The organism is Halorubrum sp. SS7 (genome assembly GCF_005435055.1).
In the GTDB taxonomy this organism is placed as follows: Archaea; Halobacteriota; Halobacteria; order Halobacteriales; family Haloferacaceae; genus Halorubrum; species Halorubrum salinarum.
Genome location: NZ_SGXV01000011.1, coordinates 13,071 through 37,605, shown reverse-complemented (window position 1 = coordinate 37,605; position 24,535 = coordinate 13,071). Strand labels below are relative to the sequence as shown.

The window sequence follows — 24,535 nt, the reverse complement described above, 5'->3', positions numbered from 1 at the left end:
TATGGAAAACGACGCGCGAAGAAAAATCGGTGAACGAGGTCAGGTGACGATTCCGAAGGAGCTTCGAGAGCGGTTCGGCATTGAGGGCGGTGACGAGGTCGTGATTCACGAAGAAGGGGGAAAGCTCGTCATCGAGCGATCGGTCACCCGAGAGCAGATCGCGGAGGGGTACCGCCGGCGAGCCCACCGAGACGGCGACCTCACGGAAGAGCTGGAGGGCGTTTCGGCCGAGGCGAACGACCACCTCGGCGACGCCCCGGAGTGGTAATGGTCGTCTCCGTCCGCCGAGGCGACGTGGTCATCGTCGAACTCGACCCGACACGGGGGTCCGAACAGCGGGGAACCCGGCCGTGTCTCGTCGTTCAGAACGACATCGGGAACGCGAACGCGCCGACGACGATCGTCGTCCCGTTCACCACCTCGTTCGGGGACCAACTGTACCCGTTCGAGGTACTTGTCCCGGCCGAGGAGAGTGCGCTTCGGGAGGACTCCGTCGCGCTCTGTAGTCAGATTCGAACCGTCTCGATCGAGCATCGCATTACGGAGAACCTCGGATCGATCCCGCAGGAACGGCTGGACGAGGTCGACACCGCCCTCGAATACAGCCTCGGGCTCATGGCGATCTGAACGGCGACGCCCGTCTCCGCCGACCGGTCAGGTCTCGGACCGGTCGCGCAACCCCGACAGCGTCGTCTCCTCGCGCAGGTCGGCAACCGAACAGTACCACGCGCCGCGCACGCCGTTCAGGTCGTTCTCGACGGGGCTATCGAGCGGCACGAGGTCGTCGAACGCGAAGACGACGACCACGCGCTCCTCGGAGAAGGGGTCGATGAGCGCCGCCCAGTCGCCCTCGTCCATCGGTCCGGGGTCGCCGCGCGCCTGTTCGGTGCGGTCGACGACGCGGGCGTAGTGGGTGATCGCCGACACCGGCGCGGTGCGGTAGAAGGCCATGTAGTCGAACTCGCCGCGGGTGCGGTCGTACGAGCGCGGCGCGGGGTAGAAGCCGTCGCGGCAGCGCTCGAACGTGTCCGGCCGGGTCGCGACGACGCAGACGCGGGCGTCGCCGGGCGCGTCGTCGTCCGGGGCGTCCGCGGCGAAGCGGTCGAGGTCCACACCAGGGGTCGCCGGCGAGCGCGGATATATCCGCCGCCGGCCCGTACCAGAGGGCGATGGCACGGAGCGCGACGAGCGCGCGCGGTGGTCCCCGCGAGCGCGACGAGACGGACGCGGACGGCGGCGCGGAACCGCCCGACGACCAGCCCGGCCCGCCGGCCCTCGCGGTCGAGGGGCTCACGAAGCGGTTCGGCGACGGCGACGACGCGGTCGTCGCCGTCGACGACGTAAGCCTCACCGTCGAGCGCGGGTCGGTGGTCGGCCTGCTCGGTCCGAACGGCGCCGGCAAGACGACGCTGATCAAGTGCGCCCTCGGCATCGTCATCCCCGACGCGGGCTCGGTCCGGGTGTTCGGCGCCGACGTGCGCGACGGGCGCCGGGCGGCCTACGCCGACGTGGACGCGATGCTGGAGGGCGCGCGCAACGACTACTGGCGGCTCACGGTCCGCGAGAACCTGCGCTACTTCGCGACGATAAGCGGGGTCGCCCCCGACTCCGTGGCGGCGCGTCACGACCGCCTGCTCGACCGCCTCGACCTGGCGGACAAGGCGGACACGCCGGTCCGGGATCTCTCGCGGGGAATGAAACAGAAGGTGTCGCTCGCGAGCGTGCTGGCGGGCGGCGCCGAACTCGTGTTCTTGGACGAACCGACGCTCGGGCTCGATGTCGAGAGCGCGCGGACGCTCCGGGCGGAGCTTCGCCGGCTCGCGGCCGAGGAGGGGCTCACCATCGTCGTCAGCAGCCACGACATGACGACGATCGAGGCGGTGTGCGACCGCGTCGTCATGCTGTCGAACGGGCGGATCGTCGCCGACGACACCGTCGAGGCACTGCTCGGCGCGGCCGCGAGCGACGCGGTCTGCGTGGCGAGCCCGGACCTCACGCCGGAGACGGTCGAGGGCCTGCGCGAGGCGTTCGAAGTCGTCGGCGTCGACCGCGACGCGCAGCCGCCCGCGGTGACGGTCGCGGCCGGGGGCGACCGGCTGTACGATCTGACCGACGCGCTCCGGGCGGCCGGCGTCACCGTCTCGAACATCCGGACGGTCCAGCCCGACCTCGAAGAGGTGTTCTTAGAACGCACGGGGTCGGGGCTCGGAGGTGAGTCACCGTGAGCGGGGACGCCTCCGCGGGACCGGCGTCGACGGCGGAGCCGACCGGCGACGCCGACGCCGCCGACGGTGCGCGGGCGACTGACGACCCCCGGCCGGCCACTTACTACCACCTCGCGCGGGCGGTCCTCTACCGGGAGTTCCTCATCTTCGTGCGGTACCCGGCCAACGCGATCGGGGGGATCGTGGTGTCGCTGTTCTTCTTCGCCGCGCTGTTCCTCGGCGGCCAGCTGCTCGCCGGGCAGGCGCTCGCCGACTCGATCGAGGGGATCGTCGTCGGCTACTTCCTGTGGACGCTGTCGGTGGGCGCGTACTCGTCGGTGTCGAACGACATCGGCAGCGAGGTGCAGTGGGGCACCCTCGAACGCCACATCACCACGCCGTTCGGCTTCGCGCCCGTCGCGCTGCTGAAGGGGGTCGCGAAGGTGGTGCGGACGTTCCTCACGAGCGCCGTGATCCTCGCCGTGATGCTCGTCGCGACCGGGACGCGCCTCAGCCTCGCGCCCGTGACGGTGGTCGTCGTCGCGGGGCTGTCGATCGTCTCGGTGCTCGGCCTCGGCTTCGCCGCGGGCGGGGTGACGGTGTTATACAAGCGGATCGGCAACTGGCTCAACCTGCTTCAGTTCGGGTTCGTCGCGCTGATCTCCGCGCCCGTCTTCGACCTCCCGTGGACGCGCGTGCTCCCCTTGGCGCACGGCAGCGCCATGCTCCAGCGCGTGATGGTCGACGGGGTGCGGCTGTGGGAGTTCCCGCTCGCGGACCTCGCGCTCCTCGTCGCGGTCGCGGTCGGCTACCTGGTCGGCGGGTACCTCGTCTTCCAGTACGCGACGGGGCGGGCGCGGCGGCTCGGCGTGCTCGGCGACTACTGACCTCACCGGTCCTCGTCCGGCTCTCCGGCCAGCGCCTCCTCGCGGAGCTCGCGGCAGCGCTCGCCCGCGACCTCCAGCTCCGGGACGGGCGTCGGGCTGCCGTCGGCGTCGACGGCGACGAACACGAAGTACGACTCCGTCGTGAGCTCGCGCTCGCCCGTCCGCGGGGACTCGCGGTACGCGCGGATCCGCGTCCGGAGGCTCGTGCGCCCGACCGCGTACACGTACGACTCGATGACGCAGGTGTCGCCCTGCGGGACGGGCCGCTTGAAATCGAGCTCGTCGATGTTGGCCGTGACGCAGGTCTCGCCGGCGGCGCGCATCGCGGACATCGCGCCGATCTCGTCCATCCACTTGACGACGTTGCCCCCGTGCGCGGAGGCGTAGTTGTTCGTGTGAGTGGGCTGGACGCGCTGGCGGTTCTCGATGTACGTCTCGCTGACGCTGGGCATGGGCCCCCGTCGCGCGGCCGCGGGAAAAACACCGCCCCCGGCCTGAGAGGCGTTCGAACCCGGCGTTCCGAGGCGTCGCAGCGGTTCCGCTCGGGCGCGTCCGCGAGCATACCGAATTATCGGCTCATATAATTTGGCCTTTACTCCTAAATAGGGTAGCTTTCTTCGGACGAACAACAGATGTTGAACGCGATCACCGCACGGTACGGGCGGCGCGTCGGGGCGGCGGTCCTCCTGACGCTCGCCGTGACCCTCGGCTTCATCGCCCTCTTCGCGGGGCACGTGGCGACGGTCGGAACCGCGGCGGCGGCGACGGCGGCGCTGGCGTCGGTCGGCGTCGTCGTCACGCTGAACCTCGGCCTACTGGGCATCGTCCTCATCGGGAACGTCGCGGTCGAACTGCGGCGGCTGACGGAGACCGCGGAGGCAGTCGGGCGCGGCGAGTTCGACGCGAGCGCGACCTCCGACCGCGGCGACGAAATCGGGCGGCTCTTCGAGGCCTTCGACGAGACGCGGCGGTCGCTCCGGGACGCGGTCGCCGAGTCCGAGCGGGCGCAGTCCGAAGCGGAGGCGGCCCGCGAGGAGGCCGAGGAGCTGTCCGACACCCTCCTGACGCGCGCCGAGGAGATCGGCGGCGCCATGGAGGACGCCGCCGAGGGCGACCTTACCCGTCGGCTCGACGCCGACAGCGAGGTCGACGCGATCGAGCGCATCACGGCCGCGTACAACGAGATGACCGGCGGGCTCTCGACGACCGTCGAGGACATCCAGGCGTTCGCGGGCGACGTGGAGGCCACGAGCGAGGAGATGGCCGCGGAGGCCGACGACGTGGCCGCGATGAACGAGGAGGTGGCCGCCGAGATGCGCGAGCTGGCCGACGAGCTGGACGCGCAGACCGAGCGGTTACGGGAGACGGCCAACGACACCGACGACTTCTCCGCGACCGTCGAGGAGATCGCCTCCACCACCGACGAGGTGGCCGGCGACGCGAGCGCCGCGGCGGAGCTGGGCGAGAAAGGCGAGGAGCGCGCGACCGAGGCGGTCGAAGCGATCGCCGCGATCGCCGACCTCCTCGAAGATCTCGACGACCTCGTCGCCGGCCTCGACGACCGGATGGACGGCGTCGCGGAGACGACCGACGTGATCGCCGACATCGCCGAGCAGACCAACATCCTCGCGTTAAACGCCTCGATCGAGGCGTCGCGGGCGGGCGGCGACGGTGACGGCTTCGCGGTCGTCGCCGACGAGGTGAAGGGGCTCGCCGAGGAGACCCGCGAGTCCACCACGGAGATCGAAGCGACGATCGGCGACGTGACCGAGGACGTGTCGGCGGTCGCCGGCGAGATGGACCGCACGATGACGGAGCTCGACGAGACGACCGCGGCGGTCGAGGCCGCGGGCGAGGCGATCGAGGAGCTCACCGGTACCGTCGAGGACGTCGACGTCGCGATGGGCGACATCGCGCGGGCGACCGACGAGGGCGCCGAGGGGATCGAGTCGGTCGCAGCCCGCGTCGAGGCCGTCCACGGCTCGGCGACCGACGCCGCCGACCGCGCCCGGACGCTCGCCGAGACCGCCGACCAGACCGCGGAGACGGTGGGCGACCTCGCGGAGACGGCGACCGCGCTCTCCGAGCGCACCGCGTCGCTCACGGAGCGGCTCGCGCAGTTCGAGACGCGATCGGACGCGGGGGAGGCCGGCGGCGCGGCGGGGGCCGCCGTGAGTCCGACCGCCGGCGACGCGGAGGTGAGCGCCGATGATTGAGCCGTCGACGGTGCGCTTCGCCTCCGCGGGCGTGTACGCGATCTCTGCCGTGGTGCTGCTCGCGCTGGCGCGGCGCAAGCCCCCCGCCCTGCGGCGGTACTGCTACCCGTTCGTCGCGGTCGTGGCGCTCGCGGGCGTCGGGATCGGCACGTGGGCCGCCGGGATCGGCACGTTCGCGGTCGCGAACGGGACGCTGGAGGCCGGCCAGCTGCTCTCCGACTACGTGGCGTACCCGTTCCTGTTCGGGTTCGCGGCGTTTGTTTCGGGGGCGAGTCAGCGGTACGTGGCTGGCGTGGTTGCGCTCACCGCAGTGATGCGGCTCGGCTACGATGTCGCGGCGGTGTTCGCGGGGCCGCTCGCGACCGCGGGCACCCTCGCGATCCTCGTTGGCTACGTCATCTTGCTCGGGCTGTTCTTCGGCCCGCTCGCGAGCGCGGCGGCGCGGCAGCCGCCCGCCCGCGAACTGTTCTTCAAGAAGACGCGGAACCTCTCGTTGTTCGCGTTCGGCGTGTTGATCGCGTGGGCGATGCTCCAGATCGCCGGGCTGTTCGATCAGTTCACCGCGGCGGTCACGCTGGAGTATCTGGACCTCCTGCTCCGGGTCGGCTTCGCCGGCTTCGTGTTCGCGAACGTGGAGACGCTTGCGGCGGAGGTAGACGAGGACGCGAGCGACACCGCCGGGTCGCCCGGACGGGGGCAGAGCGGAGCGGCGGCGAGTGCCGACTGAGTTCCTCTGTTTACTCCTTGCGCACACACACGCGAGGCGACCAACCTCCTTCCCGCGATTCCGTCTCGGAGCCGGGCAGGGCGTACCCGCTACCGGTGAGTAGTATCGACCGCACGCGACCGGGCGAAATCCCCTACCGTGCCCGGTCGCTTACGGGAGCGAAAACGCTCCACCGTCTGATAGTTGCGCGAACAGTTTATTCTGTTCGGTGGCGGTCCGCGCCGACCCCACGCTCGCTGCCAGCGGAGTAGTTTCGCGGCAGGTGCCGGGCTCTTCGCAGCCCCGTGATCGGTGGAACCCGAGTTCAGGTTCGAATTCGAAAACGGGCGTCTCACCCCACTCAGATGCCTGTGAGACACGTTCACACACTTCGGGGAACCACACAAATGATCTATTTAATTGTATTAATAAGAAATACAGAAATTATTACCAATGCGACACAACGCGACTGACATCCTCCCACAGTTACGACCGTGGATTTCCCCCACTGGAGGTTGAATCCACGGAAACGGAGAGGTTCGCAGGTTCCTCGTCACGGCGGACGATGACCTGCGTTTCGGGCCGTGCCAGTACGGCCCCCGCCTCGGACAGCGGTTTCGAGAACTTGCCCAAGGCTCGCTTGCCGATGTTTAGCGCACCGTTCTTGTCGGCGCTGTCGTCCAGCCCACACTCAGGACACTCAAATCGCCCCTGCGTCTCACGGATACCTTCGCGCGCACAGCGGTTACACGTCTGCGACGTGCCGTATTCGTCGACCACCTGTACGTCGATGCCTGCGTCGTGAGCTTTGTACTCGATGTAGTTGAGCAGGCGGGCGAACGGCATCTTGAAGGTCTTGTCGTTGACGTACCGCCCTTTGTCGTTGTCCTCGCGAATCCCGCTGAGGTCGCCCACGACGATCACCGCATTCCGTCTTTCGGCGTCCTCCACGATTCGGCGCGAAATCTTGTGGAGGCGGTCGTCCACCTTTCGCGCCTCAGCGCCACCGACACGCCCGACGACCTGCTGTCCTCCTCGCGGCTTCGACTTCCCGATCGATTTCCGCAGTTGTTTATAGTGTTCGCGGACACGACGGATTTCCTCGCCGTAGAATGTGGTCTTGCGATCGGAGAGGAACGCACAGGTAGCGACCCACCGCGCGCCCATATCGATCGCCAATACATCGTCGTACTCGTCGGCCACGGTCACAGACCGCTTGACGACGAGATGGACGTACCAGTCACCGTCACGGCGCACGAGTTCGCTGTCTCGAATCTCTGCCTCGCGGACGAGTCGTTCGTCCTTGTGTGGAACGTGTGCTGGACACCAGATGGAGTTGCCCCGTCCGCGCTCGGGGTCGTAGACAGGAACCTTCACCCACCACGACGAGAGAACGGTATCCGCGTCGTGGGACACGTCGAATACGTCGTTCCGGAGGACGACGGGTTGTTCCGTGCCTGGGTTCGGGTCTTTCTGCTGTTGAACCTTCGACGCCTGCTGCTTGGTCGCGGAGTAGAGGTCGGCGTCTCCGCCGTGTACTTCGGTCTGGAACGCCTCGTACTCACGAGTGAGCAGTTCCGCTTTCCTGTTGGTCAGCGAGTGGAGTTTGACCCGCACCGTGGTCGAGAGGGTCCGCTCCATACTACGCACCTGCTTGGGCGTCGATGTACTCCTCGGTGACCCCGCTGGACACGTCGTCCGCACCTGAGACGAAGTACGAGCGCGTCCACAGCGAGGGAAGGCCGAAATCGAATTCGTCGCGGAGCTGGCGCGAGGAGTAGCCCTTGACCTGTTGTATGATTTTGTTCGGGGCGAGTGTCGGGTCGCCGGTAATGAACAGGTGTACGTGGTCGGGGCGAATCGATAACTCCAGTATCTCTAACCCGAGTTCGTCGGCTTTGTCCTCGATGAGTTCTTCGAGACGGTCACGTACCTCGCCCTCAAGCACCGGCTTGCGGTACTTCGGGCACCAAACAAAGTGGTACCGAAGTTTGTGGATCTCGGTACGTTCCCTGTCGAACCCACGAGGCATCATCGTCATATAGATATTATTTATCTAAAGATGTTACGCAAGCATCTGGTTACAACCGTGGTTACGGACGTAGGTAGAGTCCCAGTTGCCAGCTTCATCCCATCTGTGAACGCGTGATCTTTCGCCTCGCTGCCACAGTAACCGCTCTCGGTCGGATTCCCCCAGCGTCCCCTCGCGGTGTGTACGACCACCCGCGCTGACGGGGTCTGTCGACGACAAGAAGCCAGATATTCTCGTCGCAGGACACCGGCCACGTTATGCCTAAAGCCGGCTCAGAGGACGACAACCGGCAGTCTTTGACGCGACGTGTTTCACGTAGATTCCACCGGCACCTCCCCAGCCGACACCTTTTATTACACCCCACCAACCAGATACCCTCCACCTCGATCGGATCCAGTTTCGAAAACGGGCGTCTCACGCCCTGAAACGTCTGTGAGATGCGTTCACACACTTCGAAGGACCACACAAAGCATTTATAGTAACCGCTTCAACACACTGACGCAGCCCCTACCCCATAATGCGACAAGAAGCGAGTAATCCGAGTCGAGTCCGGTTGCCCTCCGACGAGATAGTTGGCGACGACGAGCGGGCGACCCAGACGCGGACAAAGCAGGCTGTCGCGACGCAGAACACAACTCAACAATGACAAACGACACAAATACGCGCAAGAAGGCTAATGCGGTCTTCTTCGCGGCGGTAATGGTCGTGTCCATGTTTGCTGCTGGCTTCGCGGGTAGTGCCGCTGCAGCAACCACGGGCGCTTCCATTACGGAAGGCAGCACCGCAGTCAGTGCTGGTCCGGGAGAATCGGCAACAATTCAGAATATCACCGTTGCTGACGCTAACGGTGGTAATGGTAATCAGGTAGAGATTGACAACATTAGCGTCGCCAAAACTGGCGGCGGTGCCATCACTGCGGCTGACGTTGACCAGATCGAGCTGGTCGTTGGGGGACAGACCATCGCGACGAACGACTCTGTCTCCAGCCTCAGTGATGTCCGCTTCGGTACGAGCAGCACCGAATTTAGCTCGAACGGTGCGTTCTCTAACACCGACACCGACAGTGACAGCGAGGACGAGCTTGTCCTCGACGACGGTGGATCTGAAGTAATTGACGTCGTCGTCACGTTCACTTCCGACGCGGAAGTTGACGGTGACACTCTGTCAACTACGACCACTGTCAACCTTCTCAGTGACGCCCAATCCGGATCCACGGTTGAGGCGTTCTCGGGGCCGAGTTACACCTCGACCTCCGCAGCGAGCTCCGCTCTCACGCTGAACGATGGTGAGGCGCCGAACCTACAGAAGGCGACCCACTACGTCAGCGGTGACAGCAGTATCGGTGCGACGATCGAACTCGTCTTCGACGAGAACGTCGACACGAGTACGATCGCTAATTCCGACATTACTGTCGGGCTTGACAACGGCAACACGCTGAACCTCGGTAGCGCCACGTCAGCTGGTGCGTCCAGCTCTCAACTGTTCGTCAACACGTCGAACACCGTCTACAACAACGTCCAGAACGTCTCCATTTCCGGCGTTGATGACAACGGTGGAAACACGATCGACGACACGTTCGACGTGACCTTCGCGCCGTCCACGGTTTACACGCCCACGAACAGCGTGGCCGAGTCTGACTTCTTCGACGCGTTCTCCGGTGAGAACGTCGCGATCGAAGGTGCTGAGGACGACGCGTTCGACATCGACGGCCCCGGCGTCAGCCGGACCCGTGGTTCCGGTTCGAACAGCCAGATTTACGTCCTCGATACGGACGACTTTGAGGTTGGTGAATACAACATCACCAACTCGGCTAACGAAGAAGTCGTTCTCAACATCCGCAGCCTCGGTCTCAGCGTAGAGGCCGACGAGGGTAACTTCACCACCAACGACGCCGTGACTGCGACAGTCACGTCCGATACGATCAATCGTGAGATCACGGCCGACCTGCTCGACTCTGACGGCGACGTTGTCGACACGGTCGATGCCACGATTGACAGTGACGGTGAGGTCTCCGTCGACTTCGGTACCCAGAGCGAGACGGGTACCTACACGATCGAAGTTACTGACGTCAACTCGGCAGTCACCGCCGAGTCCGGTGACTTCGACATCAACGAAGCCCCCGAGGGCGACGTTTCCTTCGAACAGGGCTTCATCACTGAGGAGCGCGGTGACACTGCGAACATCACAATCAACTTCCAGGGCGACATTGAGACCGCAACCCTCCGCGTCGGCGACGACGATGAGGTTGGATACGAGTCCAACATCACCGTCGACTCCGGTGGCGAGGACAGTGTCACGGTCGCCTTCAACACCTACGTCGCTGGCAACACCAGCACTCTGAGTAGTGCTGACCTCGCGTACGTCGCTGACGCAGACAGTGACGCTGAGGTCACCGGATTCAACGAGTCGGTTGACGACCTCGCGAACATGCTCGCGACGGGTACGTACCCGCTCGCGCTGTCCAGCGAGAACGCCGCCGCGATCAACGACGACGACGTTGATGCCGTCGGCGACCTCGAACTCGAAGAGCGGTCCGTCGAGAGTTTCCAGCTGTGGACGACCTCGGCTGACGTCTTCGAAGACGTTGACAACGTTGACGACATCACGAGCGGCGTCGAGAACGACCTCGTCCAGGAGACCGACTCCCTGACCGAGGGCGACGTCCTCATCCACCAGGTCACCGCGACCGGTCTCGAAGGTGCCATCCAGGCGGAAGGTAGCTTCGAGAACGTTGTCACCTCGAACGCAGTCAACGTCACCATCGAGCAGACGTCTGACACGACTGCGCCGAACCGCGACCCGAAGGTCGTGGCCATCGGCAGCATGATCAGCAACGACAACGTTCAGTTCATCTCCACTGAGGGCGAGTACTTCATCGCCTTCAACGAGGAGAACATCGAGACGGTCGGCTCCCGTGACGTCGCTTTCGACGACGGGTTCGAAGTGACCGTTGAGGTCCGCGACGAGCGGCTCCTCAGCCCCGACCGCCAGGAACTCGAAGACAACGATGACGGGCTCGAAGCGTTCTACGAGTCCGCCTCGGCCTCCTTCGTCGTCGAAGAGGCCACGGGCGAGTTCGACACGCCGGTCGAAGTGCAGGCCGCCGAGAACCAGTCCATCACGGGTACGACGAACGTCGCGCCCGGTCAGGAGTTCAACGTGCGCGTGCGCTCCGACTCTGACGTCTCGCCCGGCTTCGTCCAGACCGCCGAGGACGTGACCGTCAGCGCCGACGGCACGTTCGAGGCGACGGGTCTCGACCTGAGCGAGGCCTCGGTGAACGACACGTTCACCGTGACCGCGCAGCAGGCGACCTTCGAGGCTGAGGAAGACGGTACGGTCGTCGAGACGGTCGGCGAGGCCGCCTTCCTCGAAGTCTCCGAGCTGAACCCGCAGGACGTGACCGCGACGGTCGGCGACGCGCTGACCGTGACGGCCACGGTCGAGAACACTGGTGGCCAGGAGGTCACCCAGACTGTCGAGTTCCGCGTCGGCGGTGACGCGGTCGCCAGTCAGGAGGTCACCCTCGCGGGTGGCGAGTCCACCACGGTCGAGTTCGCGGACGTCGACACGTCCGGTCTCGACGCTGGTGAGTACGAGCACGGCGTCTTCACGGACGACGACGAGCAGACCGCCACGCTCACCCTCGAAGCCGCGGACGACGGGTCCGACGGCTCCGACGGTAGCGACGGTTCGGACGGTTCCGACGGTAGTGACGGATCCGACGGCTCCGATGGCTCCGACGGTAGCGACGGTTCGGACGGTTCCGACGGCTCCGACGGTAGTGACGGATCCGACGGCTCCTCCGACAGCGAGACGCCTGGCTTCGGTGCCATCGTCGCGCTCGTCGCGCTCATCGCCGCTGCGCTGCTCGCGACCCGCCGCAACGAGTAACATCGTTGCCTGACGGTCGCGACTCGTAGCTTCCAACCATCGGCCCTCGCGGGTCGACCCACACGCGGTCTTTCTTTATCGCGCTGCTCACTGAGCGACAGCGAGCGGTGGCGCTCGTCAGATCGAGGATTCAATTCTCGGAAGACCCACTGAATCCGACTCGATGGACAGCCGCCAAGACTACGTCTAACTGACGAGAAGAGCAGTTAGCGGCGCTCGCCGGATCGAAATTCCAAGACAAACGGCGTGTCAAGTAATCGCCGTAGCCTGCCGAAAACGCAATACCGGTGCCGGCTAATCAGAACCCGCTACGCCTCGTCGCGCTCGATGACGACCGTTCGCCCGGTCAGCGTCTCGGGCTCGAAGCGGTAGAGTTCGATGTCCAGGTCCGGCTTGTCGTCGGCCCAGATCTCGAAGAGCGGCCGCCGCGCCTCGCCGTACTGCGCGATCGTCTCGGGGGTGAGCTCGTCGAGGTCGACCCGCTCTAAGGCGCCGACGCCGACAACGCTCGCGTACTCGTCGTCCGCGTCGTCGTAGACGACCACGCGGGCCTGCGGCGTCGACGCGAGGAACTCGCGCTTCTCGCTGTCGGGCGTCGACACCAGCCGGAGGTACAGCGCGCGGTCGTCCGCGTCGTACCCGTAAGAGATCGGGATGGCGTACGGCGCGTCGTCGCGCGCCAGCGCGAGGACGCCCGTCTCGTGGCGGGACAGGTGCGCGTCCACCTCGGCCGGCGACATCTCGACCTCGCTGTTCGTCGGCATACCCGAATTTCTTCGCACGAGGTGATAAAGGACACGAGACGACGCGCGACGGGGCGGGTCTCGGGCGGGCTGTGGCGTCGCTGCGGGCGACGCTGCCGCCGGGTGAGGGCCGCGAACCGAACGCTACCGGCGGCGCTCAGCTCATCGCCGGCGCCGAGCCCACGTCCTCCTCGGTGACCGGCGCTCCGCAGACGACACAGCCCGTCTCGAGCAGCGTCGCCCGCATCGCGTCGTCCACCTCGATCGAGCGCCGACACTCCGGGCAGACGAAGGTGTGGGTGGATCGCCCCGTCATACCTGTGCGTACGGTCCCCACGCCCATCAAACGGGCCTCGGATTCTCGGGAGTTCGAAATGCCATGAACGATCCTTACTCCAACAGCGACCCGAACAGCTTCCGCTGGGCGGCCGCGACGTGCTCCGTGAACGTCGACCGACCGATCCCCAGCGACTCGGCCACCTCGCCGGCGTTGGCGCCCTTGGGGTGGTCGAAGTAGCCCGCCTCGTAGGCGGCCGCCAGCACCTCGCGCTGCCGCTCAGTCAGTTCGCTCCGGTCGACGGTGACGAGGTCCGACTCCGTCGGCGTCGTCGTCGACTGGAGCAGGCGCTTCACCTCCATGTCCGGACACGCGTCGCGGAACGCCTCCAAGACGGACCGCAGCGTCGGCAGGTCGGTCGCGTGGAAGGTGATCCGGAGCCGGCCGTCGCGGACCGTCGCCTCCGAGACGGGCGTCTCGTGGCGGTCGAGGACCGCGAACGGCGAGTCGGGGTCGACCGCGGCGTCGAAGCGGTACGCCGCCCGGCCGCCGTAGTCGAAGACGACCTCGACATCGTCTGGGACCGCGAGGTCGGCGTCCGCGATGAACTCCACGACGACGCGGTCGCGGTCGGCCGCGGGCGTACAGCGCACCACCTCGGAGACCGGCGTCGCCCCGTCGACGACGCCGTCGAACGGCGACGGCGACGCGGTCGGCAGCGAGACCTCCGCCCGGATTCCCGAACCCATCTCGTTCGTCCGTACCCGTCCCGGGCAAAAACGTTGGCGGGCGCGCGGCCGCGGTATAAAACTCCCCGCATATGATGGGCCACCGTTCGGGGGGCTGGAGCGGGTACATACAGATATGAAACGCCCCCCGCGCACGACCGACGGCACGACGACGACCGAGGGAGACGCGGCGCTCGACGCGACGTTCGAGGCGCTCGCCGACGCCGACTGCCGGGCGATCCTCGCGGCCGCGACGACGCCGAAGACGACGAGCGAACTCGCCGAGGACTGCGACATCGCGCTCTCGACCGCCTACCGGAAGGTCGAGCTGCTGAGCGAGACGCCGCTGCTCGCCGAGGGGGTCCGCTTCGACCCGGACGGCGACCACGCCGCGGAGTACGTCCGCGACGCCGCCGACGCCGCGATCGAACTCGGCGACGACGGCGTCGCGCTCACGGTCGACGACGGCGGGAGCGACCCGCTGACCGGCGCGCTCGATGCCCCCGGCGTGTCGGCCGACTAACAGGCGCGCACGGCGAGGAGGCCCCCTCGATCCGCGCCAACTGTTCTCGGCGCTGATAATCGAACGGTCAACGTTTTAGGTCAGTTCGCGGACGGATTTGGTATGTCTCGGCAGCCGGAACCAGGGACCCTCATCGATCTCGCGCAAGACAAAATCGCGGTGATCGACGAGACGGGTCGGTTCCGGTACCTCAACGCGGCCACCCGCGACCTGCTCGGGTACGCGCCCGACGAGCTCGTCGGCACGAACGCCTTCGACCTGGTCCATCCCGACGACGCCGACCGGGTCCTGGCGGCGTTCGAGCGTCTCGTCGTCGACGGCGAACGCCCGGACGCCCCGCTGGAGTACCGCTACGCGACCGCCGACGGCGACTGGGTGTGGTTCCGCACCCGCGTGTTCCCGCCCGCCGACACCGGACTCGACGGCTACGCGCTGAGCTCTCGCGATATCACCCTCGAAGTCGAGTCCAGGCGCCGCCTGGAGACCATCGCCTCGACCTCGCCGGACGTGCTGTGGATGTTCACCGCCGACTGGTCGGAGCTGCTGTTCGTCAACGGCGCGGTCGAGTCGGTGTTCGGGATCGACCCGGAGACGCTCGAAACACGGCCGCGAGCGTTCTTGGAGGCCGTCCACCCCGACGACCGAGATGCCGTCGAGGACTCGATGGAGCGGCTCTCCGCCGGCGAGCCGACGAACCTCGACTACCGGATCGGGTCGCGCGACGGCCCGACCAGTTGGGTCAGGGTGCCCGCCCGCCCCGTGATCGAGGACGGCGAGGTGGTCGCGGTCACGGGGTTCGCGCGCGACGTCACCGACGAGTACCGCCGCGAGCGACAGCTCACGGTGATGGACAACCTGCTTCGGCACACGATCCGCAACGACATGAACATCGTCGACGGCACCGCGGAGCGGATCGCCGAGCGGGTCGGCGACGCCGTGCCGTCCGGCGACGAGGAGGCGGCCGACGTCGACCTCGCCGGCCTCGCCGCCGACCTGATCGACCACGCCGAGACGGTCCGCCGCGTCGCGGACGACCTGCTGACGACCGCGGAGAAGCAGCGCGGCGTGATCGACCTCCTGCGGCAGCACGAGCCGCCGCAGCGGCTCCGGGTCGCCCCCCTCGTCGAGCGCGCGGTGGCGGATGCCGTGGGGGACCCGAGCGACTCGCCCGCCGACGTCTCCGTCATCTGTCCCGAGGGCGCGCGGGCGTTCACGCACCCCGAACTCGACTACGCGATCGCCGAGCTGATCGAGAATGCGATCGAACACGCGGAGGGGACGGCGACGGTCGAGATCGAGGTCACGGCGCCCGGCGACCGCGTCGAGATCGCGGTCCGGGACGACGCGCCGCCGATCCCGGCGGCCGAGCGGGACCCCATCACCGACCGGTGGAAGATGGACGACCTCAGACACACCGGCGGGATGGGGCTGTGGCTCGTCTACTGGATCGCGGACCGCTCCGGCGGGGACCTCGCGTTCGACCCCGGCCCCGACGGGAACGAGGTGACGATCAGCGTCCCCGACGCCGACTGCGAGCCCTCCTTCTCGGTGGCGGAGCGGGGGCACCCGGCGGCCGCGCCGGTCAGTCCGTCGGCGGCCGGGATCGACCGCGGGTCGACGGCGCCGGTCTCCGGCTCCGGGACGGTCTCCGAGTCCGACGCCGACGGGGGAGCCGTCGCCGCGTCCGCCGCGGACGGCGGGGTGGACGGGTCCGACGCGTCTCCCGAGGCGTCGCCGGGATCGACAGACGGGTGACCGAAACCCGATCGATCGTTCACCGTTGGATTCGATTTCGAAGAACCTCCCACCGATCTTAAGCCGGCGCTTCGCGTACTCCCGCGTTGATGGGTACGCTCAACGAGCTGTTCGACCCGGACCGGGTCGCCGTCGTCGGCGCCACCACCCGCGAGGGGGCCGTCGGCCGCGCCGTCACGTCGAATCTCCTCGACGACTTCGACGGCGACACGGTCCCCGTCAACCCGAACTACGACGAGGTGCTCGGCACGCCCTGCGTCGACGACGTCGCCGACGCGGACGCCGACGTCGCCGTGATCGTCGTGCCCCCCTCGATCGTCTTGGACGCCATCGAGGCGTGCGGCGAGGCGGGGGTCCGCAACGTCGTCGTGATCACCGCCGGGTTCGGCGAGACGGGGGAGGACGGAGCGGCGAGGGAGCGTCGCCTCGCGGAGCTAGCCGACGAGTACGACCTGAACCTCGTCGGCCCCAACAGCCTGGGGATCATGTCGACGCCCTCGGGGATGAACGCGACGTTCGGCCCCGAGAACGCGCTCCCCGGCGGGCTCTCCTTCATGAGCCAGTCCGGCGCGTTCGTCACCGCGGTCCTCGACTGGGCCAACGACAACGGGATCGGGTTCAAGGACGTGGTCTCGCTCGGCAACAAGGCGGTCTTAGACGAGACGGACTTCGTCGACCACTGGGGGGACGACGAGGAGACCGACGTGATCATCGGCTACCTGGAGGGGATCGAGGACGGCCGCGAGTTCATCGAGACCGCCCGCGAGACCACCCAGGACACCCCCATCGTCGCCGTGAAGTCCGGCCGGACGAGCGCGGGCGCGCAGGCGGCCTCCTCGCACACCGGCACCCTCGCCGGCTCCGACAAGGCGTACGAGGCCGGCCTCGACCAGGCGGGCGTCATCCGCGCCGAGTCGGTCGACGAGCTGTTCGACTCGGCGGGCATCCTCGGGAGCCAGCCGCTGCCCGACACCGACAGCGTCGCGGTCGTCACCAACGCCGGAGGCCCCGGCGTGATGGCGACCGACGCGGTGGGCGACGCCGACCTCGACATGGCGTCGTTCACCCGCGAGACCAGCGACGCGCTCGCGGCGTCGATGCCCGAGGAAGCGAACATCCACAACCCGGTCGACGTGATCGGCGACGCGGACGTCGAGCGGTTCCGCGAGGCGCTGGAGATCACCGTCGAGGACGACAACGTCGGCGCCGCCCTCGTGTTGGCCGCGCCGACGGCGACGATCGACTTCGGCGACCTCGCGGACGCGATCGAGGCCGTCAGCGAGGAGATGGACGCGCCCGTCGCGGCCTGCCTGATGGGCGGCGACCGGACCCGCGAGCCCAAACAGCAGCTCCAGGCGAAGGGGATCCCCTGCTACTTCGACCCCGCGCGCGCCATCGACAGCCTCGCGACGCTCGCGCGCTACCGCGACATCAAGGCCCGCGAGTACGCGCCGCCCATGGAGTTCGACGTCGACCGCGAGCGCGCCCGCGAGATCCTCGCCACGGTGCGCGACCGCGACGACAACCGCCTCGGCGTCGAGGCGATGGACCTCCTCGACGCGTACGGCATCCCCACGCCCGACGGCGAGATCGTCGACTCGCCGGAGCGCGCCCGCGAGGTCGCCGAGCGCGTCGACGGCGACGTGGTGATGAAGATCGTCTCGCCGGACATCCTCCATAAGTCCGACATCGGCGGCGTCGCCGTCGGCGTCGCCGACGCGGACGTGGCCGACACCTACGAGGACCTCGTCACCCGCGCCCGCAACTACCAGCCGGACGCGACCGTCCTCGGCGTCCAGGTACAGGAGATGGTCGACCTAGACGACGGCGTCGAGACCATCGTCGGCATGAACCGCGACCCGCAGTTCGGCCCGCTGCTGATGTTCGGGCTCGGCGGCATCTTCGTGGAGGTGATGGAGGACACCACCTTCCGCGTCGCGCCCGTCTCCGAGCCCGAGGCCCGCGAGATGACCGAGGAGATTCAGTCGGCACCGCTGCTGCGGGGCGCCCGCGGCCGCGACCCGGTCGACGTCGACGCCGTGATCGAGACGATCGGCCGGCTCTCGCAGCTGGTCACCGACTTCCCGGCCATCCTCGAACTCGACATCAACCCCCTCGTCGCACTGCCCGACGACGACGGCGGCACGAACGCCGCCGCCGTCGACGTGAGACTCACCGTCGACCCGGAGGCACTCGACCCCGAAGCCACCGACCCGGAGGCACCCACCGATGACTGACACACCCACCACACTCGTCACCGCGACCGGAGACAGCGCCGGAAAGACAGCGATCACCGTCGCCTTAGCGCGGCTCGCGGCCGACCGCGACCGCAGCGTCGGCTACATGAAACCGAAGGGCACGCGGCTCCAGTCGAACGTCGGCAAGACGCTCGACCAGGACCCCATGCTCGCCCGCGAGGTGCTCGGCTTAGACGCCGAGATGCACCAGATGGAGCCCGTCGTCTACTCGCCGACGTTCGTCGAGGGCGCGGTCCGCGGCACCGAGGACCCCGACGCCTTACGCGACCGGATCCGCGAGGAGTACGAGGGGATCGCCGCCGACAACGACCAGGTGTTCGTCGAGGGCGGCGGCAGCTGGACGACCGGCGGCGTCGTCGACCTCACCGACGTCGACGTCGCGGAACTGCTCGACGCGCGGGTGGTGCTCGTCGCCGACTACGACTCGCCGAACGACCTCGACGAGGTGTTGGCGGCCGCCGACGCGTTCGGCGACCGCCTCGCCGGCGTCGTGTTCAACAAGGTGTCTGACGACGCATTCGAGTCGCTCGACCAGGACGGGATCCCGTTTCTCGAATCGAAGGGGATCACCGTCTTCGGCGCGCTGCCGTACGAGAAGGAGCTCGCCGGCGTCACCGTCGGCGAGCTGGCCGACGAGCTGGGCGCCGAGCTGCTCACGGACGCGCCCACCGACGCGTTCGTCGAGCGCTTCCTCGTCGGCGCGATGGGCGGCGACGAGGCGCTGCGCTACTTCCGGCGCGCCCGCGACGCCGCGGTCATCACCGGCGGCGACCGCGCCGACGTCCAGACCGCGGCGCTCGACGCCTCCGGCGTCGCCTGCCTCGTCTTGACCGGCGGCCACCGCCCCTCGGGCGCGGTGCTGGGCAAGGCCGCGGACGCCGGCAAGCCCGTCCTCGCCGTGAACACCGACACGGTCACGGCCATCGACCGCGCCGAGGAGGTCGTCCGCGGCGGCCGCACGCGCGACGTCCGCACCGTCGACCGGATGGCGGAGCTGCTCGGCGACCACGTCGACGTCGACGCGCTGGTCTGAGCGGCGCGCGCCGAGCCTACGCGGCGAACCGGACCCCGGTGATCTCGAACCGCGCGCCGCCGGCCGCGCTTTCCGCGACGGTCACGTCCCAGCCGTGCGCGTCCGCGATCTCGCCGACGATCGCCAGCCCGAATCCGGTGTTGTCCGGCACCGTCGAGTACGCCGACTCGAACACCGCCTCCCGGTCGGCCGCGGCGATCCCGGGGCCGTCGTCCGCGACGTAGAACCCGTCCGCGAGGCGCCCGACCTCGACGGTCACCTCCGGACCGACGTGGTCGATGGCGTTCCGGATCAGGTTCTCGAGGAGCTGTTTCAGCCGTCCCCGGTCGGCCATCACCGCGCGATCGATGTCGACGTTCAGTGTCGCGTCGCCCGTCTCGACGCCCGCCCAGCGCCCCTCCACCACCTCCTTCAGGGGCACGGGCTCGGTCTCGGTGACGACCTTCCCCTCGCGCGCCAGCGACAGCAGGTCGTCGACCAGCGCCTGCCCGCGTTCGAGCGCCTGCTCGGCCTCGACGAGCTGGTCGCTGTCGCACTCTGACCGGGCCAGTTCGAGCCGCCCTTCGACCACGTTCAGCGGGTTCCGGAGGTCGTGGCTGACGACCCGCGCGAACTTCTCTAGGCGCTCGTTCTGTCGCTGGAGCTCCTCCTCGCGCTCCCGCCGCTCGGTGATGTCCCGCGCGATGTGGAGCCCGGCGACGACGTCGCCGTCCTCGCGAACCGGCGCCGTCCGTATCTCGAACACCCGGTCCTCGTACGGCACCTCGATGCGCTCCGACTCCCCGGCCAGCGTCGTCTCGTGGACCGCCTCGATCGTCTCGATAAGCTCCTCGGGGAACCGCTCGACCTCGGAGACGGTGCGCCCCACGATGTCGTCGGGGTCGGTGTCGAGCGGGTCGAAGCCGCTCCCGGAGACGATCTGGTACCGAAACTCGCGGTCGACGTAGAAGACGCCGCCGTTCGGGAAGTTCTCCGCGAGCGTCCGGTACCGGGACTCGCTTTCCGCGAGCTCCTGTTCGCGCTGTTTCCGTTCGGTGATGTCGGTGATGAACCCCTCCAGGGCGTCCAGTTCGCCGTCGTCCGCGTACACGCCTCGCCCGCGCTCCCACATCCACCTCGTCTCGCCGTCCTCGGTGACGATGCGGTAGGTGACCTCGAAGGTGTCGCCCGCGGAAAGCTCCGACTGGACGGTCGCCCACATCTCCTCTCTGTCGTCCGGATGGAGGATGTCCTCGCCCCAGACGACCCCGTCGTCGCCCTCTATCGCGCCGACGCTGTACCCCGTGAGATCTTCGACTTCGCCCCTGACGGTCTCCATCGGCCACGTCGGTTCGTTCCGACACCGGTACACCATCCCCGGCAGGTTGCTGATGAGCGTCTCCAACCGCCGCGTCCGTTCCGCGGCGATGCGTCGCGACCGATGCGCCTCGACGGCGTTCAGGATCCGGTTGGCGAGCAGCGCGTACTGGTCGGCGCTTCCGGACTTCTGAATGTAGTCGGTGACGCCGGCCGAGATCGCGTCGCTGGCGACCTCCTCGCTCCCCTTGCCGGTGTGGAGGATGAACGGGAGGTCGGGGTGGTCGTCGCGGACGGTCTCGAGGAACTCGATCCCGTTTTGTCCCGGCATGTCGTAATCGGAGATCACGCAGTCGAACGACTCGTCGGCCAGCCTGGCCGACCCCTCGGTCCCGCTCGACACGATCTCGACGTCGAACCGGTCGTCTTCGCGTCCGAGAAAGGTCGCAGCCATCTCTGCGAACTCCGGCTCGTCGTCGACGTACAGGACGCGGATCGAGTCGGTTATCGGCTCCATCTGTGCTACCAATTGTCGAATAATCACATCTGGAAGACATAAATCCGTGGGGACGCCCGCATCTCGCGCCTCCGGTCTCCGACGCCGGTCGCCTCTCCGGCTTTCTCGCATCGACCCACGCTCGACGCTCGACCGCTCGCCCGACAGCGCGTCCATTCACGAGCGGTCGCCGCCGTCGGACGGCGCGCGCTCGCCCGCCCCGCGGGTGATCGTCTGACGTACTGTTTTCACGGTGGACGACGTACCCCGCCCATGACCAGTCTCTCGGAGGCGTACGGTGGACGGGGGCGCTCCGGGGTCGACCCGCGTCGGCTGTACCTCGGTGTGGGGTCGTTCGTCGCGGGCGCGCTGCTCGTCGTCGCGGGGATCCTCGTGGCGGCCGAGGTGGCGATGCCGTCGGGGTTCTCGTCCGGGACCGCCAGGGAGGTCGGCGGGATCCTCGGCGGCGTCGGCGTCCCGCTCGTGTTGCTCGGCGTGATGGCCGTCCTCCCGGCCGACCGCAACACCTACGCCGCGGCGGCCGTCGGCGCGGCCGTCATGTGTCTCGGCGTGGCCCTGTTCGCCCACGCGTACCCCCAGCAGTGGGTCGGCGGGCCGCGCCCGGAGCTGACCGACCTCACCCTCCCGACCGCGGGCGTCTACTTCCTCGGCGCCGCGACGACGCTGTGGAGCGTGTTCGTCGGCGTCGCCAACTTCAAGACCCGCAACGACCCCGGCGGCACCGTCTCGATGGAGGTGACCCACAAGGGGGAGACGAAGGTGGTCGAGGTCCCCCGCGACCAACTGAGCGGCCCCGGCGGCGTCGGCCTCCTCGGCGGCACCCCCGACGGCGAGGTCGAGACGCAGACGAACCGCCCCGACGACGCGAACCGACCGACGCCCGGCGCGTCCCGGCCGGCCGATCGAGACCCCGCCGGCGCGGCGGCCGGCACCGGTGCGACGAACGGATCGGGTGCGACCAACGGGTCGGGTACGACGGTCGCCTCCGGGGCGTCCGACCGATCGGGCGGTCGGTCGAACGACCGCTCCGCCGCGGGCGACCGGTCGAACGGCACGGGACCGTCCGGGTCGGGCCGGTCGGGCACGGGCGGCGCCCCCGGCCCCGGCTCGGCGGGCGTGAGCGACGGCGGCAGCGCCGAGACCGACATCAGCTCCCCGCTCGACGGCTCCGGGCCGGAGGGACCGGCCTCGCCGTCGACCCCTTCCCCCGGCTCCCCCGCCGCGCGCGACGGCCCCGGCGACGCCTACTGCGGCAACTGCGAGAAGTTCGACTACGTCCGGACCGAAGACGGGATGCGCCCCTACTGCGCGCACTACGACGAGCTGATGGACGACATGGAGGCGTGCGACTCCTGGACGCCGCGGTAGGCGACGGACGCCCGTTTTCTCCCCGCCCTACACCGGCTCCGCGGACGGGAGCTGCGACTCCGCGACCGCGAACGCGAGCGTGCTCAACACGCCGATGAGCGTCCCCGCCGCGAGCGCCAACGCCAACTCCGAGAGGCCGAGCGCCGTCACGCCCGGCGCGTCCGGGAGGAAGAAGCCGGAGACCGCGAACAGCACGACGGCGATCGAGGCCACGTAGAACGGCGCGTTGAGGTAGCGCCACCGGAACCGACCGGCGAGGTACTCGTCGGTGATCTGGCCGAGGCTGGAGGTGACGCCCGCGACGCCGAGCCACTGGACGAACCCGTGGACGAACGCCGCGAGGGCGGTGCCGGCGGCGAGCGGGCTCCCCAGCGCGGTCCGGACCGTGTCGACGGTGTCGACCCCCTGAACGCCGCCGACGACGATCAGCGCGAGCGCGACGACGTAGGTGACGAGCGTCACGCGGCCGGTGTACAACACGTTGCGCACGCTCTCGGCGGCGCCGTCGACGCTCTCTTCGAGCCCCAGCCCGCGGAACAGCGAGTAGAGCCCGACCGCGCCCGAGAGGATCCCCAGCACGGCCGCGCCGGCGACGTCGAAGAGGTTCGCGACGACGACGAGCGGGTAGATGAGGAGGAGCACGCCCAGCGGGATGAGGATCGTCCCGCGGGTCTCCGGGTCCGCGAGGACCTGCTTGATCGTGTAGTACAGCGACTCGAGGTCCTGCGCCTGGCGGACGACGACGCGGCGCATCCCGTCGATCGGCATCCGCGACCGGATCACGGGGAGGACGGACTCGTCTTGGGCGCCGTCGGTGATCACGACCGCCGACACCTCCTCGCCGGTCGACAGCTCGGCGAGGACGCGGTCGACCTCCTGGCCGACCGCGCGGTTCGCCTTCACGTCGGGGCCGTCGACGCCGGTGACCGCGGCGACCTCGACGGCCTCGCCCTCCGCGGCGAGCTCGTCGTGGACGTTGACGCCCTGGAAGAGGACGTTCACGTCGGAGTCCTCCGGGTCGGCGGTCGCGAGCGCGACCGCGGCCTCCGTGACGTCCTCGTCGCCGATGACGGGGGTGGGGATCCCCGTCTTGCGGCCGAGGTCGTCGTCGAGGTCGACGCAGAGGACGAGCAGCATCGGTCGAGGCTACGCGGGGGGACGGCATATGTTTTCGGCTCGGCTCGCTCGCGTCGAACCCGGCGACCGCGTCGGCCCGCGCGGCCGATGCGCGCGGCCGCGTTTGTGCGCGTCGCCCCGCGCCGCCGCGTCCGTCAGTTCTCCTCGTTCGGCTCGTGTTCGATCCCGTTCATCATCCGGCGGACGTTCTCGCCGTCGCTGAACGCGCTCGGGTACGCCGCGAGCGGGAGGACGAAGTCGCTCCCGACGCCGACCGGCTCGCCGATGTGGAGCTCCAGCTCGGTGGTCACGCCCGTCCCCTCGATCTCCGCGTCGGCCGTGTACACGACGACCCCGGCGTCCGAGCCGAGGACCTCGGTCGAGTACTCCGAGCCGCGTTCGAGGTCCCCGACGCCCTCGAAGCGGCTCAGGATGAGCTCGGCGCGCTCGCGGGTGCTGAACTCGGCGATCGGGTTCAGCGCCTCGCCGAGCACCTCGATCTGCGGCGTCGTCACCGCGGCGAAGACCGCGGCCTGGTAGCGCTCGCCGAACAGCTCGACGGCCTTGTCGTACTCGGCGACCGTGTTCGTTACGCGGACCTCGCGTGTCTGCCCGGCCGCCTCGACCTCCCGGGAGAGGGTCTCCTCCGAGACCTCGTTGAGCTCGTACCCGCTCTCCGAGAGCGTGGCGTCGGCGACCGTGGCCGTGCCGGCCGCGAACTCCGCCGGCCCCTCGCCGGTGGCGACCTCGAACGCGGTACAGCCGGCGAGGCTCGCGAGGCCGACCGCCCCGCCCGCCGCGAGCGCCCGGCGACGGGTGACGGCGTCGCTCGCGTCGCTGTTCTCGGCGTCGTGCTCGGCGGTCGGGTCTCGGTTCATGGCCGTCACTGACGGCGGCGGGGGTACATACTTTGTGTTCGGGCGGGTCGGACCGCCGCCCGTTCGGTCGTCCCGTCACGCCGCCGTGACAACCGCTCTCGCCC

At 68.5% G+C, this 24,535-nt stretch carries 22 protein-coding genes; 12 read left to right on the top strand and 10 right to left on the bottom strand.

Annotated features, from left to right (window positions below):
• The first annotated feature begins 1 nt into the window (after position 1).
• Both EXE44_RS11320 and EXE44_RS11315 read left to right on the top strand, forming a co-directional pair.
• The gene (locus EXE44_RS11320) at positions 2-268 is read left to right on the top strand and encodes an AbrB/MazE/SpoVT family DNA-binding domain-containing protein (protein WP_137707053.1); all 267 of its coding nucleotides are present in this window, start codon (positions 2-4) and stop codon (positions 266-268) included.
• Positions 268-627 (top strand): type II toxin-antitoxin system PemK/MazF family toxin, encoded by a 360-nt coding sequence (locus tag EXE44_RS11315; protein ID WP_137717222.1) that lies wholly within the window; start codon positions 268-270, stop codon positions 625-627. The genes EXE44_RS11320 and EXE44_RS11315 overlap by 1 nt, the downstream gene beginning before the upstream one ends.
• Positions 628-654: 27 nt before the next feature.
• Here EXE44_RS11315 and EXE44_RS11310 read toward each other — a convergent pair whose 3' ends face one another.
• Positions 655-1,113 carry a hypothetical protein gene (locus tag EXE44_RS11310; protein ID WP_137717221.1) on the bottom strand — a complete coding sequence of 153 codons (459 nt, stop codon included), beginning with the start codon at positions 1,111-1,113 and terminating at the stop codon, positions 655-657.
• 56 nt (positions 1,114-1,169) lie between these two features.
• Between EXE44_RS11310 and EXE44_RS11305 the strand changes: the two genes are divergently transcribed.
• Both EXE44_RS11305 and EXE44_RS11300 read left to right on the top strand, forming a co-directional pair.
• Positions 1,170-2,225 carry an ABC transporter ATP-binding protein gene (locus tag EXE44_RS11305; protein ID WP_137717220.1) on the top strand — a complete coding sequence of 352 codons (1,056 nt, stop codon included), beginning with the start codon at positions 1,170-1,172 and terminating at the stop codon, positions 2,223-2,225.
• Positions 2,222-3,091 carry an ABC transporter permease gene (locus EXE44_RS11300; protein WP_137717219.1) on the top strand — a complete coding sequence of 290 codons (870 nt, stop codon included), beginning with the start codon at positions 2,222-2,224 and terminating at the stop codon, positions 3,089-3,091. Before EXE44_RS11305 ends, EXE44_RS11300 begins: the two co-directional genes overlap by 4 nt.
• 2 nt (positions 3,092-3,093) lie before the next feature.
• On the opposite strand, the gene EXE44_RS11295 is transcribed toward EXE44_RS11300, so the two are convergent.
• Complete coding sequence (locus EXE44_RS11295; protein WP_137717218.1) at positions 3,094-3,543, bottom strand: acyl-CoA thioesterase; 450 nt, start codon at positions 3,541-3,543, stop codon at positions 3,094-3,096.
• Between the two features lie 180 nt (positions 3,544-3,723).
• Here EXE44_RS11295 and EXE44_RS11290 point away from each other — a divergent pair, with 180 nt between their 5' ends.
• Together EXE44_RS11290 and EXE44_RS11285 are read left to right on the top strand one after the other, a co-directional pair.
• The gene (locus EXE44_RS11290; protein ID WP_137717217.1) at positions 3,724-5,307 is read left to right on the top strand and encodes a methyl-accepting chemotaxis protein; all 1,584 of its coding nucleotides are present in this window, start codon (positions 3,724-3,726) and stop codon (positions 5,305-5,307) included.
• Entirely contained in the window at positions 5,300-6,034 is a 735-nt protein-coding gene (locus tag EXE44_RS11285) for a bacteriorhodopsin (protein ID WP_137717216.1), read from the top strand. Before EXE44_RS11290 ends, EXE44_RS11285 begins: the two co-directional genes overlap by 8 nt.
• Before the next feature lie 465 nt (positions 6,035-6,499).
• Here the strand turns inward: EXE44_RS11285 and EXE44_RS11280 are convergent, their stop codons facing one another.
• Together EXE44_RS11280 and tnpA are read right to left on the bottom strand one after the other, a co-directional pair.
• Positions 6,500-7,654, bottom strand: a complete 1,155-nt coding sequence (locus tag EXE44_RS11280; protein WP_137717215.1) for an RNA-guided endonuclease TnpB family protein — start codon at positions 7,652-7,654, stop codon at positions 6,500-6,502.
• Between the two features lies 1 nt (position 7,655).
• Positions 7,656-8,045 carry an IS200/IS605 family transposase gene (gene tnpA / locus EXE44_RS11275; RefSeq protein ID WP_137717214.1) on the bottom strand — a complete coding sequence of 130 codons (390 nt, stop codon included), beginning with the start codon at positions 8,043-8,045 and terminating at the stop codon, positions 7,656-7,658.
• A gap of 642 nt (positions 8,046-8,687) precedes the next feature.
• Between tnpA and EXE44_RS11270 the strand changes: the two genes are divergently transcribed.
• Complete coding sequence (locus EXE44_RS11270; protein WP_137717213.1) at positions 8,688-11,939, top strand: BGTF surface domain-containing protein; 3,252 nt, start codon at positions 8,688-8,690, stop codon at positions 11,937-11,939.
• Positions 11,940-12,247: 308 nt separating this feature from the next.
• Here EXE44_RS11270 and EXE44_RS11265 read toward each other — a convergent pair whose 3' ends face one another.
• The 3 genes from EXE44_RS11265 to EXE44_RS11260 all read right to left on the bottom strand — a co-directional run bounded on the left by EXE44_RS11265 (position 12,248) and on the right by EXE44_RS11260 (position 13,708).
• Positions 12,248-12,703 carry a pyridoxamine 5'-phosphate oxidase family protein gene (locus EXE44_RS11265; RefSeq protein ID WP_137717212.1) on the bottom strand — a complete coding sequence of 152 codons (456 nt, stop codon included), beginning with the start codon at positions 12,701-12,703 and terminating at the stop codon, positions 12,248-12,250.
• 136 nt (positions 12,704-12,839) lie between these two features.
• Positions 12,840-12,998 carry a hypothetical protein gene (locus EXE44_RS20785; protein WP_199241206.1) on the bottom strand — a complete coding sequence of 53 codons (159 nt, stop codon included), beginning with the start codon at positions 12,996-12,998 and terminating at the stop codon, positions 12,840-12,842.
• A 74-nt stretch (positions 12,999-13,072) separates the two neighbouring features.
• Positions 13,073-13,708: a helix-turn-helix domain-containing protein gene (locus tag EXE44_RS11260; RefSeq protein ID WP_137717211.1), complete on the bottom strand. Its 636-nt coding sequence runs from the start codon at positions 13,706-13,708 to the stop codon at positions 13,073-13,075.
• A 115-nt stretch (positions 13,709-13,823) separates the two neighbouring features.
• Here EXE44_RS11260 and EXE44_RS11255 point away from each other — a divergent pair, with 115 nt between their 5' ends.
• The 4 genes from EXE44_RS11255 (at position 13,824) to EXE44_RS11240 (ending at position 19,256) form a co-directional block, all read left to right on the top strand.
• Positions 13,824-14,210 carry a helix-turn-helix domain-containing protein gene (locus EXE44_RS11255; protein ID WP_137717210.1) on the top strand — a complete coding sequence of 129 codons (387 nt, stop codon included), beginning with the start codon at positions 13,824-13,826 and terminating at the stop codon, positions 14,208-14,210.
• A 102-nt stretch (positions 14,211-14,312) separates the two neighbouring features.
• On the top strand, positions 14,313-15,965 hold the full coding sequence (locus tag EXE44_RS11250) for a PAS domain S-box protein (RefSeq protein WP_137717209.1): 1,653 nt from the start codon (positions 14,313-14,315) through the stop codon (positions 15,963-15,965).
• 89 nt (positions 15,966-16,054) lie between these two features.
• Positions 16,055-18,202: an acetate--CoA ligase family protein gene (locus EXE44_RS11245; RefSeq protein ID WP_121561466.1), complete on the top strand. Its 2,148-nt coding sequence runs from the start codon at positions 16,055-16,057 to the stop codon at positions 18,200-18,202.
• On the top strand, positions 18,195-19,256 hold the full coding sequence (locus EXE44_RS11240; protein WP_137717208.1) for a phosphotransacetylase family protein: 1,062 nt from the start codon (positions 18,195-18,197) through the stop codon (positions 19,254-19,256). Before EXE44_RS11245 ends, EXE44_RS11240 begins: the two co-directional genes overlap by 8 nt.
• A 16-nt stretch (positions 19,257-19,272) precedes the next feature.
• Here the strand turns inward: EXE44_RS11240 and EXE44_RS11235 are convergent, their stop codons facing one another.
• Positions 19,273-21,081: a PAS domain S-box protein gene (locus EXE44_RS11235; protein ID WP_158293454.1), complete on the bottom strand. Its 1,809-nt coding sequence runs from the start codon at positions 21,079-21,081 to the stop codon at positions 19,273-19,275.
• 240 nt (positions 21,082-21,321) lie between these two features.
• Between EXE44_RS11235 and EXE44_RS11230 the strand changes: the two genes are divergently transcribed.
• Complete coding sequence (locus EXE44_RS11230; RefSeq protein ID WP_137717206.1) at positions 21,322-22,437, top strand: hypothetical protein; 1,116 nt, start codon at positions 21,322-21,324, stop codon at positions 22,435-22,437.
• Between the two features lie 27 nt (positions 22,438-22,464).
• Here EXE44_RS11230 and EXE44_RS11225 read toward each other — a convergent pair whose 3' ends face one another.
• Entirely contained in the window at positions 22,465-23,574 is a 1,110-nt protein-coding gene (locus tag EXE44_RS11225; RefSeq protein WP_137717205.1) for a DUF373 family protein, read from the bottom strand.
• A gap of 134 nt (positions 23,575-23,708) precedes the next feature.
• Positions 23,709-24,431: a DUF6517 family protein gene (locus EXE44_RS11220; RefSeq protein ID WP_121561471.1), complete on the bottom strand. Its 723-nt coding sequence runs from the start codon at positions 24,429-24,431 to the stop codon at positions 23,709-23,711.
• Positions 24,432-24,535 lie beyond the last annotated feature (104 nt).